Source organism: Mycobacterium sp. (assembly GCF_035506235.1).
GTDB lineage: Bacteria > Actinomycetota > Actinomycetes > Mycobacteriales > Mycobacteriaceae > Mycobacterium.
Genome location: NZ_DATJPU010000308.1, coordinates 1 through 13,547, shown reverse-complemented (window position 1 = coordinate 13,547; position 13,547 = coordinate 1). Strand labels below are relative to the sequence as shown.

Here is a 13,547-nt window from a genome sequence, read left to right as displayed (position 1 = left end):
TCACCGTCGTCGAGCTCAACCAGGTTGTGCACGAACCTGTTCGGGTAGATGTGCACCTCGACCGGCCAGCGCGCTGCGAACGGCACGAACGCAGTGAATAGCCCGGTGCGCGTGACGATGCGACCGCCGTCGGCGACCTCGCGCGCCAGCAGGTCGGCAAAGAGGTTGCCGCCGTGTCGCATTCGATGTTCGCGGGCCTGTGCCAGCATGGCGGCCGTGCGCGGCGGCAGGAACGGATAGCCGTAAATCTGGCCGTGCGGATGGGTCAGCGTCACCCCGATCTCCTCGCCGCGGTTTTCGAAGCAGAACACCTGCTCGACGCCGGGCGTTGCCATCAGTTCGGCGGTCCGGTGCCGCCACGCCTCGACGACCAGCCGGGCGTGCTCCGGTGGCAAGCGCGCGAACGACCCGGTGTGGTCGCTCGAAAAACAGATCACCTCGCAGCGGCCGCGTGCCGGTGCGGACACGAAGCCGGCATCGGCGGGCGCCGGCGCCGGCTGACCGGCGCCCGACAGGCTCGGGAAGCGGTTCTCGAAGACGACGACGTCGTAGTCGGGGGCCGGCACCTCACTGGTGAGGCCGGTCGGCCCCGGGCACAGCGGGCACCGGTCGGCGGGCGGCTTGTAGGTGCGGTCCTGGCGCAGCGCCGCGATGATCACCCACTGCCCCGTTGACCGGTCGAATCGCAGCTGCGACTGGTCCGGGCCGCGCTGGGGCAGCGGCCTGCGGTCTTCGACCGGCGCCGGACGGTGGCCCGGCAGCGCGAAAAACAGGAGGTCACGGCCGTCGGCCAGCTTTGCCCGCGTCGGCGCTGTCACGAGGTCGAAGACTAGCTTGGCCGGTGCGGCGGGGTTCGGGTAACCATGTGGTGTCCCGCAGACGAGAGGGGTCAGGAGATCACCGTTCTCTACGAGAAAGCCCGAACCTGGTGGATCGGGTCGGATCCCGGCCTGCTGCGGCTCCGGATGGCGACGCGGACGACGGCCGCGCTTGGCTGTTCGCTGCTGATCATGTACCTGGTGACCAGGGCGACGGGACAGCCCCTGACGGTCGCGCTGCTCGGCGTCGTCATCACCATGGTCGCGTCGCGATCCGTCAACGAGCCGGACCTCAGCCGGCAGCGGATCACCATGGCGCTGCTGCCGGTGCCCGCCGCGCTGTCCATCACCGCCGCCGCGCTGCTCGCCCCGTACACCGTCGCCAGCGACGCCGCTTTCGTCGCCATCGTCTTCGCCGCGGTGTACATCCGCCGCTTCGGTGCCCGCGGCAGGGCGCTGGGCATGGTCGCGTTCATTTCGTATTTCTTCACCTTGTATCTGCGAGCGCGGATTTCGGAGTTGCCCTGGTTGATCGGGGCGGTCGTAGTCGGAATGCTGTGCACGTTTGTCATGAGCACATACGTGTTGCCCGACCGGCCGGAACGTGTGCTGCGCGCCACCGTCCGGGCGTTGCGGGCCCGGATGGCGATCGTGGTCGACACCACCGCGGAAGCGGTGAGTACCGGCTGCCTCGACGAACGGCGCCGCCGCCGCATGCGCGCTCGCACCATCCGGCTCAACGAGACCGCCCTGATGGTGCAGGGTCAGATCGAAGACAGAGCCGACCCCGCCGTGCTGTGGCCCGGGGTCACCAGCGAGCAACTGGCCCCCTGGCTGTTCGACGCGGAGCTGGCCGTCGAATGGGTCGCCACCGCGGGTCGGCGAGCGGCCGCCCTGTCCGCCGACATACCCACCGCCACCCGCGCCGAACTGGTCACGACGCTCACCCAGCTCGCGCGGGCGATCCGCGTACCGCAGGCCGGCGGCCTCGGTCGGGCGGCGGGTCGGGCCCAACGGGTCCTCGACGAGCAGGCTACGACGCCGATGAAGGCCGACGACCCCGCCGATGCCGCCGTTCGCCGTCTCGCCCTGGCGATCGTCAACGCCGCCACGGCGACCGCGGAGGTCCGGGCGATCGTCGAAGGCGCCGCCGCCGGGGTAGCCGGCGCCCTGCGGAGCGACGAGAGCGTGCCGCCCGCGGCGTCCGACGGCACGGGGGATGACACCGGCTCACAACAGGACAGCGGTCTGCTCCCGACCACCCGGCAAGCCATCCAGGTGACCGTCGCCGCGTCGTTGGCCATCGTCACCGGTGAGCTGGTGTCGCCGGCCCGCTGGTATTGGGCGGTGATCGCCGCCTTCGTGATCTTCGCCGGCACCAACTCCTGGGGCGAAACCCTGACCAAGGGCTGGCAGCGGCTGCTCGGCACCATCCTGGGCGTGCCCTGCGGCGTGCTGGTCGCCACGCTGTTCGCCGGGGATACGACCGGCTCGCTGGTCGCGATCTTCGTGTGCCTGTTCTGCGCCTTCTATTTCATGACCGTCACCTACAGCCTGATGACCTTCTGGATCACCACGATGCTGGCGCTGCTCTATGGCCTGCTCGGCCAATTCTCGTTAGGCGTGCTGATGCTGCGGATCGAAGAGACCGCGATCGGGGCCGTCATCGGCGTGGCCGTGGCAATCCTGGTGCTGCCCACCAATACCCGGACCACGATCCGCAACGACACCCGCGCCTTCCTGACGGCGTTGTCGGCGCTGATCGAGATCTCCACGGCGACCATGTTCGGCGAGGACGAGACCGCGAGCCCGACCGAGCAGGCCCGCCGGCTCGACCGGGCGCTGCAGCAGTTCCGGACCAGCGCCAAGCCGCTGTTGGCCGGGGTGGCCGGTTTGGCCGGCCGGCGAAACATCCGGCGCGGCTTGCGGATTTTCGCCGCGTGCGATCGCTACGGGCGAAGCCTGGCGCGCAGCGCCGAGCAATACCAGGACCCCGCCGGCTCTTCGCCTGAGCTGGCCGATTCGTTCATGTCGGCCGCGGCGCAGACGCAGCGGAACATCGACGCGCTGGTTGCTGCCATCGGCGGTGCCCATGCGCCGACGATCGTGTCGGTGACCGACGACCTCGACGCCGCCGAAACCCTGGCCCGGCAACAGGACGGCGGGGGCGCACCGCGACCCGACACCCGGCGGTTCCTCACCGCGGTGCACGCGCTTCGCCAGATCGAGCGGGCCATCGTCACGGCGGCCACCAGCCTCGGGGCCCGCGACAACCCGAGGGTGCCCAGCCCGGTAGCGAGCTGAGGCCACCGCCGATTACAGGCCGGGCAGGCAGGCGGGGAAGTAGCACGGCTGGTTGGGGCCCTGAGCTTTCCTCAACAGATCAAGCAGCCTGATGACCGCCAGGCCCAACATCCCTTCCACCTCCGGCTGCTGATCCGGCGGGAGGTTTCGGACGTCCCTGTCCACGGTGGGGAGATATTGCTGTAGACCCGCCAACCGCTGCTGTCGCTGCGCCGGGGTGAGACCGTCCCAGCTGTCGTCCAGGTCGGAGATCTGCCGCAGCAAATCTTGCACCTCCGCCTTGGGGTCGGCCGGAGGGCCCGGGGGTGGCTGTAGCGGGTAGAAATGGCTCGGCGCGGGCTGCGCCGTCAGCTCGGCCTGCGCGGGAGTCGCCGTCATCAGCGCGCCGGTCACCAGGACGGTCGCCGTTATCTTGGCTGTGATTTTCATTGGGCCACAACGCATTTCGTACTAAGGCGCGAACGCGCAGATGAATCCGAGCGCCCGCTCGCACTCCTCCCGGGTGCGGAACACGGGCGGTGGGGGCGGAGGAGGAGGTCCCTCCACGATGTTGTCGGGGCAACCGCCGAAATACTTGGGAGGACACTGCTCGTGGTAGACGTGGCACACGTTCAGGTCCCACCCGGTGGCCCTCAATCCCGGCCAGACGTAATCGCCCGGGCACCAGCGCATCCCGGGGCCGTGGTAGCACCCCGTTCGTGACGAACAGTGGTCATCGTCCGCCCGGGCGGTTGCTGCGGCCGGCCCCGCACCGGCCACGGCAACTCCGCCCGCAAGCAAGGCGCTCGCAACAACCCACTTCAGGGTGTGGCCGGTGTCCATGCGGTCACGTTGCCCCGCGCCGCTTGCCGGATCCTGGCCAACTTCTTGCGAAATTCTTGCGTTCGCCCCGGTCTCGGCGCGACTACCATCTCCCCATGGGCACACCGAACCTCCCGCCGGGGTTCGACTTCACCGATCCCGACATCTACGCCCGCCGGCTTCCGGTGCAGGAGCTGGCCGAGCTGCGCCGTACCGCTCCGATCTGGTGGAACGAGCAGCCGCCCGACCAAGGCGGGTTCGGCGACGGCGGCTACTGGGTGGTGACCAGGCACCGCGACGTCCGCGAGGTCTCGCTGCGCAGCGACGTCTTCTCGTCGGCCAAGAAGTCCATCGTGCCGCGCTATCGGCAAGACGTGGCGGCGGGCCAGATCGAGGCGGGTCGGACGTCGATGATCATGATGGACGATCCCGAACACGCCCGGCTGCGCAAGATCGTCTCGCGCGCCTTCACACCGCGCGCGGTCGAGCGACTGCGCGCAGACCTCGGCGAGCGCGCGCGGCGCATCGCCACCGAGGCCGCTGCGGCGGGGTCGGGCGACTTCGTCCTCCAGGTGGCCTGCGAGCTGCCGCTGCAGGCGATCGCGGTCCTGCTCGGGGTGCCACAGGAGGACCACGACAAGCTCTTCGACTGGTCAAACAGGATGATCGGCACGGATGACCCGGAGTTCGCCGAATACGACTCGCTGACGGCCGCCGGCGAGTTGATGTGGTACGCAATGCAATTGGCGGCCCGCAAGGCCGAGAACCCCGGTGATGACATCGTCACGACGCTGGTCCGGGCCGACGCCGACGGCCAACGCCTGTCCGACGCCGAGTTCGGCATGTTCGTGGTCACCCTGGGCATCGCCGGCAACGAGACGACGCGCAACTCCATCACGCAGGGAATGATGGCCTTCGCCGACTACCCGGATCAGTGGGAGCAGTTCAAGGCCCGACGGCCGAAGACCGCCGCCGACGAGATCATCCGCTGGGCGACCCCGATCACGGCGTTCCAGCGGACCGCGCTGGAGGACACCGAGCTCGGCGGCGTGCCGATCAGGAAGGGCCAGCGGGTGGTGATGTTCTACCGGTCGGCCAACTTCGATGAAGAGGTCTTCGACGACCCGTACACCTTCGACGTCTTTCGCAGCCCCAACCCGCATCTCGGGTTCGGCGGCACCGGCGCGCATTACTGCATCGGCGCCAACCTGGCGCGCGTGACGATCGACGTGATGTTCAACGCGATCGCCGACCACCTGCCCGACCTGACTTCCGTGGGCGAGCCCCAGCGGCTGCGGTCGTCCTTCATCAACGGCATCAAGCACTGGCAGGTCGACTACCAGAGCAGGCCGGCTCAGGACTAGACGCTCGGCTGGCGGCTGTTTACATCGTGGCGGTCGCCGGTTGCGATGAAGTCCTCGATCAAATCCACCACCTGGTTCGGCGCCTCCACCTGCGCGAAGTGGCCGACGTCGGGCAGGATTTCGAGCCTGGCGTCGGTCCGAGCCTCATGCGCGGCGTACGCGTGGTCGACGGGAATGATGCCGTCGCGCTCCCCCCAGATCGCCATGACGGGTAACTCCTCACGCAGCCGCAGCCTGCTGAGCGCGCTGACCGCCTGCCCGCGGTAGTCGACCACCGATCGCAGCGTCCGCAGAAACGATTGACGCGTCTCACCATCGGACAACGACGAGTAGGCGCTCCAGATCTCCGCCCCGCGCGGCGACTGGATGCCCGCGCCGCTCAACCACGACCTGAGCTTGTTGCCGACGGACAGCACTGGCTTCGGCGCGATGATGGGCAACACCAGCTCCGCCCCGGGCGCCGAGAGCAACCGCAGCACCCACCCGACGTCGGGACCGAGGCCGCCGCTGCTGATCAGGATCAACCGCTTGGCGTAGTCGGGGTGCTGATACACGAACTGCATCGCGACCCCACCGCCGAGTGATTGACCGACCAGGGTGGCCTGGCTGACGCCTAGCTCGTCGAGCAGGTCGCGAAGCCAGACCGCGAAGGCGCCCAACGAATAGTCCGTGCGAGGTTTCGCCGATTCGCCGTGACCGAGCAGGTCCGGCGCGATGACCCGGAACTTCTTCGACAGCGGCGGGATCACCGACCGCCACGTCTCCGAGCTGCCGGCCATGCCGTGGATGAGCAGCAGCACCTCGCCGTCGCCCTCGTCGCGGTAGGCGACCCGATCGCCGTGCAGCTCGAGAAACTTCAACTCGTTCATCGGCCCCGTGTACCCGCTCTGCCCCGATTTAAGGGCCCGCCGCAGGAATCGTGACGAGAAACGCATCCGGGCCGAACAGTGCCGGATGCCTCAGCGATGATCTAGTTCATGACCGAACCGGTTGCGGCCCGCGTGGCCGTCTACCTTGACTTCGACAACATCGTGATCTCGCGGTACGACCAGGTTCACGGCCGCAGCTCGTTCCAGCGGGACAAAGCCAAGGGCCTTGAGCAGTATTCCGAGCGGCTGGGCCGGGCCACCGTCGACGTCGGCGCCATCCTCGACTTCGCGTCGTCGTTCGGGACCCTGGTGCTCACCCGCGCCTACGCGGACTGGTCGGCCGACATCAACGCCGGCTACCGCGGACAGCTGGTGGCCCGCGCGGTCGATCTGGTGCAGTTGTTCCCCGCGGCGGCCTACGGCAAGAACGGCGCCGACATCCGGCTGGCCGTCGACGCGGTCGAGGACATGTTCCGGCTGCCCGACCTGACCCACGTGGTGATCGTGGCCGGTGACTCCGATTACATCCCGCTGGCCCAGCGCTGCAAGCGGCTCGGCCGGTACGTGGTGGGCATCGGGGTGGCCGGCGCGTCGAGCCGGGCGCTGGCGGCCGCCTGCGACGACTTCGTCATTTACGACGCGCTGCCGGGGGTCCCCGCACTCGAGCCAGAACCGGCCGAGGCCGAGCCGAGGCGACGCGCCGGGCGCGCCAAGTCAGAAAAGCGCGAAGAACCGGAGGAGCCCCCCGACCCGCAGGTCACCGCCACCGCGCTTTTGACGCGCGCGCTGCAGATCGGTCAGGAGAAAGACGACGTCGACTGGCTGCACAACTCGGCGGTGAAGGCGCAGATGAAGCGGATGGACCCGTCGTTCAGCGAGAAGTCTTTGGGATTCCGGTCATTCAGCGATTTCCTGCGTTCGCGGTCCGACGTCGTCGAGCTCGACGAGAGTTCGACGACCCGGATGGTGCGGTTGCGCGTACCCGATTGAGCGCCTCCCCTACGCTGGCGACCGTGACGCAGGAAGCCCTCAGGCCGGGACGCTCGGGGCCCCCCTGGCTCACCCGCAACGTTCGAGTGCTGTCCGGGGTTTCGTTCCTGCAGGACGCGGCCAGCGAACTGCTGTATCCGCTGTTGCCCATCTACCTCACGGCCGTGCTGGGTGCGCCCGCGTCCGTGGTGGGGGCGATCGAGGGCGTGGCCGAGGGCGCGGCCTCGCTCACAAAGATCGCGGCGGGCCCGCTGGGCGACAGGTTCGCCCGGCGTCCGCTGATCGCCGCCGGCTACGGGATGGCGGCGCTCGGCAAGGTGATCATCGCGGTGGCCACGGCGTGGCCGGGCGTGCTCGCGGGTCGCGTCGTGGATCGGCTGGGCAAGGGCATCCGCGGCGCGCCGCGGGACGCGCTGCTGGTCGACGATGTGGGCGAAGCCCTGCGTGGCCGGGCTTTCGGCTTCCACCGCGCGATGGACACCTTGGGCGCCGTCGTCGGCCCGCTGCTCGGGCTGGCCGGCTACGAACTGCTCGATCACCGGATCGCGCCTTTGCTCTACGTGGCGATCGTGCCCGCCGTCCTCAGCGTGGCGCTCGTCTTTCTGGTGCGCGAGCGCAGCCGTGCCGCCCCGCGACCGCACCGACAGTCGATCTGGACCGGTGTGCGCTCATTGCCGCGACCGTACTGGAGGATCACCGCGCTCCTGGTGGCCTTCAGCGTGGTGAACTTTCCCGACGCCCTGTTGTTGTTGCGGCTCAACGAGATCGGATTCTCGGTGGCGCAGGTGATTCTGGCGTACGTCGGCTACAACACGGTGTATGCGCTGTCCAGCTACCCGGCCGGATCGCTCGCCGACCGCGTCGGCCGGCCGGCGTTGTTCGGCTTCGGTCTGGCGTTCTTCGCGATCGGCTACATCGGGCTGGGACTGACCACCGACATGGTGACGGCGTGGGTGGTGATCGGCGTGTACGGATTGTTCACCGGGTGCACCGACGGCGTGGGCAAGGCCTGGATTTCGGGGCTGGTCGACCAGGACCATCAGGCGAGCGCGCAGGGCGTGTTCCAGGGCGGCACCGGCCTGGCCGTGCTGGTGGCGGGGTTGTGGGCGGGCTTGCTATGGGGCGCGAACGGCCAACTGCCCCTGCTCATTTCGGGAATCACCGGCGGTGTGTTCGCGGTCATGCTGATCGGCGCCCAACTGGTCCGCGGTGTCCGCGCCAAGTAGGTCCTCGCGCCCGCTTGCGGACCGAGTAGAGGTGAGGGCACCCGGCTTGGCCGCGCTCGTCGTCATGGCGGTGGCCCGGCTTCCCGTCTCGGTCCGTCGGCGCGTGCTGCGGGCGGCGTTCGAGCGCGCCCGCGACGCATTCAATCGCGGCGACCTGGAGGCGGTATTCGGCCTGTTCGCCAAAGACGTCGAGTACGGCCCGCCGCCCCCTCTGCATACGGGAGGCGCTCTGCTGGGCCGCCGGGCGGTGTTCGACTTCTGGCGTGCGGTCTTCGACCGCTACGACGAGAACACCATCGAGAACTTGTCCTTGGACGAAGTGGCGCCATGGTCGTTCGTGCGCCGGGCGCGTCTGCGCCACCGGACGAAAGCGACCGGTGCATCGCTCGACTATGTGGTCGTCCAGACCACCCACCTGAGGGGTGGCCGGGTGGTGCGACAGGTGAACGTTCTCGAGCGTCCGCCCGGAAATACACGCATGGCTTGATGTATGGCGAGCCGCACCGGACTTCCCCGACGGCCGACCGATATCGTTGACAGCCACCGGGCGTGGCCATACATTGTGTGAACGTTGTCGCTAGGAGACCGTCATGACCGTCGGTGCCGCTCCCCCAAGCGTTTTCGATGCCGATCTGCCGACCCTGGCCTACAGCGCCGAGGAAACCCCCGCCGAGGTCTATCCCCGTCTGCGCGCGGCGCAACGGCAGGCCCCGGTCGCGATGGGGCCGTTCGGTCCCGAAGTGCTCTCCTATCAGCTGGTGCGTTCGGTGCTGCGCGACGCGCGCTTCCAGATCCCGCCCGGACTGAACATGCTCAGCCAGGGCATCAGCTCGGGCCCGTTGTGGGACAAGGTGGTCAACAGCCTGCTGTGCATGGAGGGCGACGCGCACCATCGGGTGCGCAGTCTGGCGTCGAAGGCATTCACGCCCCGGGCGACCCTGCGACTGCACGACACCATGGTCGCCGTGATGAACGAACTGGTCGATCAGGTTGCCGACGCGGGCCGATGCGACGTCGTCACCGATCTCGCGCGCCCCTACCCCGTCCCGATCATCTGCGCGTTGCTCGGCGCTCCCCGCGAGGATTGGCAACGTTTTTCCCTGTGGGCCGATGACGTCTTCAAGGCCTTCAGCTTCACGGTCGACCTCCGCGACGTCGAACCGGTGGTGATGCACGCCTGGGGCGAACTCGACGAGTACGTCGACGACATGGTCGCCCGGCGCCGGCACAGCCTCACCGACGACCTGCTGTCCGACCTGATTCGCGCCGAGGACGACGGCGATCGGCTCAGCGCCGACGAACTGCGGATGATGGCGGGCGGCCTGCTGCTGGCTGGGACGGACACCACGCGCAACCAGGTCGCCGCCTCGGTGCACGTCCTGTGCGAGCACCCCGAGCAATGGGGGCTGCTCAAGGAGCAGCCCGAACTGGCGATGCGCGCGGTCGAGGAGACGATGCGCCACTCGCCGATCGCGTGCGGAACCCTTCGCCTGGTCGCCCAGGACGCCGAGCTCGAGGGCTACCTCTTCCCCGCGGGCACGACGGTCCTGGTGAATACCGCTGCGGCCAACCGGGATCCGGCGGTCTACGACGACCCCGACCGCGTCGACATCACGCGTGAGGGGGCGCCCCCCATATTGACCTTCGGCGGCGGTGTGCATTACTGCCTGGGCGCCAACCTGGCTCGCCGCGAGATCGCCGAAGCGCTCAACGTCATAGCGAGCCGCCTGCTGAACCCGCGCACCGCCGGACCAATTCCGTGGAAGCCGATGGTGAGCCTGAGCGGCCCGACGAGCCTGCCCATCGAGTTCGACCTATAAGCCGCGCGAGTTGCCGCGCGCTCGGCGTATCGTCCGAATGGTGAACGCACGCACCACGCCCGGCGGCGCGGTGCCGGTGTCGGCAGACAACTTCATCCGGGCCGAAACCGATCTGTACTTCGGCAATGTCGTCAAGGGCGGCGGGTTGGGGAGATTCATTCATTTCCGAGAGCTCACGCCGCTGGACCAGCAGCTGGTCGTGCGCTCGAATCGGGACACGCTGTATTCGGCGGGTGTGTTCGACCTCGACGCCGGGCCGGCAACGATCTCGCTGCCCGATCCCGGCGCCCGGTTCATGTCGATGCAGGTGATCACCGAGGACCACTATGTGCCGGCGGTGTTCTATGGGCAGGGCGAACACACGCTCACCCGCGATGACATCGGCACGCGGTATGTGATGGTCGCCATCCGCACCCTGGTCGATCCCAACGACGCCGACGATCTCGCCACGGTCCACGCGCTGCAAGACGCCATCGCGGTGCGGCAGGACGACACCGGCAGTTTCGACGTTCCCAGGTGGGATCCCGTCAGCCAGCAGGCGGTGCGGGACGCGCTCCTCCAACTCTCGGCCACTTTGCCCGACTCCAAGGGGATGTTCGGCACGAAGCAGGACACCGACCCGGTGCGACGGCTGATCGGCTCGGCGTCGGCGTGGGGCGGCAATCCGGAAAAAGACGCCTTTTATTTCAGCGTCTTCCCGGCCGACAACGACGGCGCAACCGTGCACCGGCTGATCGTCGACGAGGTGCCCGTCGACGGGTTCTGGTCGGTGACCGTCTACAACAAAGACGGCTACTTGTCCCCCAACCCGCAAAACGCCTATTCGCTCAACAACCTCACCGCGCAACGCGGTCCCGACGGGAGTATCACGATTCAGTTCGGCGGCTGCGGCGCCGCGACAGCCAACTGCTTGCCGATCACGCCGGGATGGAACTATTTGGTCCGGCTGTACCGGCCACACGACACGGTCCTCAACGGCGAGTGGACCTTCCCTGTCGCTGAACGCGTTTCGTGACCGACACGTTCACGGCATGGGGATCGCCGGGCGAACCGACGACCAGGGGTGCGCCGATTCCAGTTGGGCGGCAAGGCGAATCAGCACGTCCTCCCGACCGTAAGCGGCGGCGAGCTGGACGCCGATGGGAAGACCAACGGCGTTGCGGTGCAGGGGCAGGCTGATCGCCGGCTGCCCGCTCATGTTGAACGGCGGCGTGAACGCCGCGAACTGCCCGCCGCGGCGCATGGGTGCGGTCGGCCGCTCGGGATTGTTCTCGAATTCCGTGAGCGGAACCGGCGGTTCGGCCACCGTGGGGGTGAGCAGGAGGTCCCAGCCGTCGGCCCACCACCGCTGCAAAGCGCGACGGAACGCGTACGCCGCGTCCAGCGCGGCGGCGTAGTCGATGGCGCTCACCCGCCGCGCCCGCTCGATGAGCACCCAGTTGACCGGCTCGATGTCGTCGGCGGTCACTTCGCGCCCGAGCGTCTCGCCGAACCCGCGCGCCGCCATCGCCAACTGCGTCGCCCACAGCGCCATGAACTTGCCGACCAACGTGGTGTCGCCGAGGCACGCCGGCCAGGCCGGCTCGACGATGTGGCCGAGCCCCTCCAGCATCGCCGCCGCGGCGCGCACCGCGGCGATGCAGTCCTCGTGCAGGAACTCGCCGCGCGGATGCACGTCGAGCAGCCCGATGCGCAACCGGCCCGGGTCGGCGCCGACCTCGTCGGTGTACGGGCGGTGCGGCGCCGGCGCGATGACGGAATCGCCGACACCGGGCCCGCGCACCGCGTCGAGCAGGCGCGCCGTGTCGCGCACCGTGCGGCTGACGCACAGCTCGACCCCCAGGCCGGCCTCCGCGCGGACGGGGCCGACGGTGATCCGTCCCTGGCTGGGCTTGAGCCCCACCAGCCCGCAGCACGACGCCGGGATCCGGATGCTGCCGCCGCCGTCCGAGGCGTTGGCGAAGGGGACCATCCCGGCGGCCACCGCCGCGGCGGCGCCGCCGCTGGACCCACCCGGTGTGCGATCGAGCGCCCACGGGTTGCGGGTCGCTCCCCACGCCACCGGCTGGGTGGTCGGCAGGCTGCCCATCTCGGGGCTGTTCGTCCGCCCGGCGATCACCAGGCCGGCCGCCTTGAACCGGGCGACCAGCGTCGTGTCGGCGGTGTCGATCTTGGCCGCCTCCTTGAGCGCGATGTTGCCGTTCGACAGCGTTTGACCGGCGAAACTCGTGTAGAGGTCCTTGAGCAAAAACGGGACGCCGCGAAATGGGCCCTTGGGCAGGTGGGGGTCGGCGGCCACGGATCGGGCGTGGTCGAACCACTCGATGACGACCGCGTTCAGCACCGGGTTGGACCGCTCGATGCGCTCGATCGCCGCCTCGAGCAACTCCGCCGGCGTGACCTCGCCGTTGGCCACCAGCGCCGCCTGGTCCGTGGCGTCCATCCAGCGCGTCTCTTCGGCAAGGCTGCTCATGGCTTTCGGTCTACCACGTGTGACCAAGACCGCCGTACACACAAGTCGCGGTCCGCCCAGGCCCGCTTTACGCTCGTTGGTTACACGAACTTAACGGGGGTTTTGTCGATGCCTGGATTCACGGGGCGAACTGTGTCCACACACAGGTTCGCCCCGATCGCGGCGGCCGTCTGTGTCGTCGTCGCCTCGTGTTCGGACACCGTCGGTCCGCCGGCGGCCACGCCGACGACCACGATGTCCACCGCCAAAACCACCGCTTCTTCGGCTCCCGCGCCGCCTCCGGTGACGGGTCCCCTGGAAAAGGACTGGAAAACCTACGGCGGCACCGCGTACTTCGGTTGTCCCGAGAAATTCTCCCCAGGAAAATCCGCGCTCGAGGACATCCGGCCCAAGGTGTTCGACCCGAAAACGGGGCAATACGTGGCGCCCGGTGTCCCGACTCTCTCCGCCGGCGAGAACCTAACCGGCGGCATCTGCGCGCTGGCGGGGACGGCGGACGATATCCGGGTCGTCTACGTGCTGACGACCGCCACCAAGACCACCGCGTACGCGTTCGACCTCAAGACCAGCCAGCCGTTGGTGACCAAGGAGCTGCAGCCGCCGACCCCTGACCTGAAACTGACCGCACCGAACGAATGGGGTCTGGCCGCGACGGCGTCCGGCGTCGCGTGGGTGAACGCCTTCACCGACGGGCACAGCCCCGCGTCGCCACCGCGGACCGTAATCCTTTCCGGCAACGACCTTTCGGCAATGTGGAACGACCCACAGCCGGGCCACGTGTGGCAGGACGTGCTTTCGTTTCAGCGCAACACCGACCCGGTCAAGACGTCGGGGGCCGAGCTGCGGCGGCCGAGCAGCGAGGTGATCTATCAGGACAACGAC

Annotated in this window: 12 protein-coding genes and 1 pseudogene; 8 read left to right on the top strand and 5 right to left on the bottom strand. The window is 68.7% G+C overall.

Features of this window, described 5'->3' with window-relative positions; genetic code table 11:
* Positions 1-818 (bottom strand): galactose-1-phosphate uridylyltransferase (gene galT, locus VMD50_RS28485; protein WP_325433106.1); only part of this gene is annotated, 818 nt, incomplete at its 3' end.
* A 147-nt stretch (positions 819-965) separates the two neighbouring features.
* On the opposite strand from galT, the gene VMD50_RS28480 reads away from it, so the two are divergent.
* Positions 966-3,122 carry an FUSC family protein gene (locus VMD50_RS28480; RefSeq protein WP_325433110.1) on the top strand — a complete coding sequence of 719 codons (2,157 nt, stop codon included), beginning with the start codon at positions 966-968 and terminating at the stop codon, positions 3,120-3,122.
* A gap of 12 nt (positions 3,123-3,134) precedes the next feature.
* On the opposite strand, the gene VMD50_RS28475 is transcribed toward VMD50_RS28480, so the two are convergent.
* Positions 3,135-3,551, bottom strand: a complete 417-nt coding sequence (locus VMD50_RS28475) for a hypothetical protein (protein WP_325433104.1) — start codon at positions 3,549-3,551, stop codon at positions 3,135-3,137.
* 21 nt (positions 3,552-3,572) lie between these two features.
* On the bottom strand, positions 3,573-3,944 hold the full coding sequence (locus VMD50_RS28470) for a hypothetical protein (protein ID WP_325433102.1): 372 nt from the start codon (positions 3,942-3,944) through the stop codon (positions 3,573-3,575).
* Between the two features lie 95 nt (positions 3,945-4,039).
* Here VMD50_RS28470 and VMD50_RS28465 point away from each other — a divergent pair, with 95 nt between their 5' ends.
* The gene (locus tag VMD50_RS28465; RefSeq protein WP_325433100.1) at positions 4,040-5,287 is read left to right on the top strand and encodes a cytochrome P450; all 1,248 of its coding nucleotides are present in this window, start codon (positions 4,040-4,042) and stop codon (positions 5,285-5,287) included.
* On the opposite strand, the gene VMD50_RS28460 is transcribed toward VMD50_RS28465, so the two are convergent.
* Entirely contained in the window at positions 5,284-6,156 is an 873-nt protein-coding gene (locus VMD50_RS28460; protein WP_325433098.1) for an alpha/beta fold hydrolase, read from the bottom strand. The genes VMD50_RS28465 and VMD50_RS28460 overlap by 4 nt on opposite strands.
* Positions 6,157-6,264: 108 nt before the next feature.
* Between VMD50_RS28460 and VMD50_RS28455 the strand changes: the two genes are divergently transcribed.
* The 5 genes from VMD50_RS28455 (at position 6,265) to VMD50_RS28435 (ending at position 11,207) form a co-directional block, all read left to right on the top strand.
* The gene (locus tag VMD50_RS28455; protein WP_325433096.1) at positions 6,265-7,146 is read left to right on the top strand and encodes an NYN domain-containing protein; all 882 of its coding nucleotides are present in this window, start codon (positions 6,265-6,267) and stop codon (positions 7,144-7,146) included.
* Between the two features lie 23 nt (positions 7,147-7,169).
* Positions 7,170-8,372 carry an MFS transporter gene (locus tag VMD50_RS28450; protein WP_325433094.1) on the top strand — a complete coding sequence of 401 codons (1,203 nt, stop codon included), beginning with the start codon at positions 7,170-7,172 and terminating at the stop codon, positions 8,370-8,372.
* Positions 8,373-8,418: 46 nt separating this feature from the next.
* Positions 8,419-8,859 (top strand): nuclear transport factor 2 family protein, encoded by a 441-nt coding sequence (locus VMD50_RS28445; RefSeq protein ID WP_325433092.1) that lies wholly within the window; start codon positions 8,419-8,421, stop codon positions 8,857-8,859.
* A gap of 103 nt (positions 8,860-8,962) precedes the next feature.
* The gene (locus VMD50_RS28440) at positions 8,963-10,192 is read left to right on the top strand and encodes a cytochrome P450 (RefSeq protein ID WP_325433090.1); all 1,230 of its coding nucleotides are present in this window, start codon (positions 8,963-8,965) and stop codon (positions 10,190-10,192) included.
* 76 nt (positions 10,193-10,268) lie between these two features.
* The gene (locus tag VMD50_RS28435; RefSeq protein ID WP_325433108.1) at positions 10,269-11,207 is read left to right on the top strand and encodes a DUF1254 domain-containing protein; all 939 of its coding nucleotides are present in this window, start codon (positions 10,269-10,271) and stop codon (positions 11,205-11,207) included.
* Positions 11,208-11,216: 9 nt separating this feature from the next.
* Here VMD50_RS28435 and VMD50_RS28430 read toward each other — a convergent pair whose 3' ends face one another.
* Positions 11,217-12,665 carry an amidase gene (locus VMD50_RS28430; RefSeq protein ID WP_325433088.1) on the bottom strand — a complete coding sequence of 483 codons (1,449 nt, stop codon included), beginning with the start codon at positions 12,663-12,665 and terminating at the stop codon, positions 11,217-11,219.
* A 108-nt stretch (positions 12,666-12,773) separates the two neighbouring features.
* On the opposite strand from VMD50_RS28430, the pseudogene VMD50_RS28425 reads away from it, so the two are divergent.
* Positions 12,774-13,547, top strand: a pseudogene (locus VMD50_RS28425) (hypothetical protein); the annotation flags it as partial.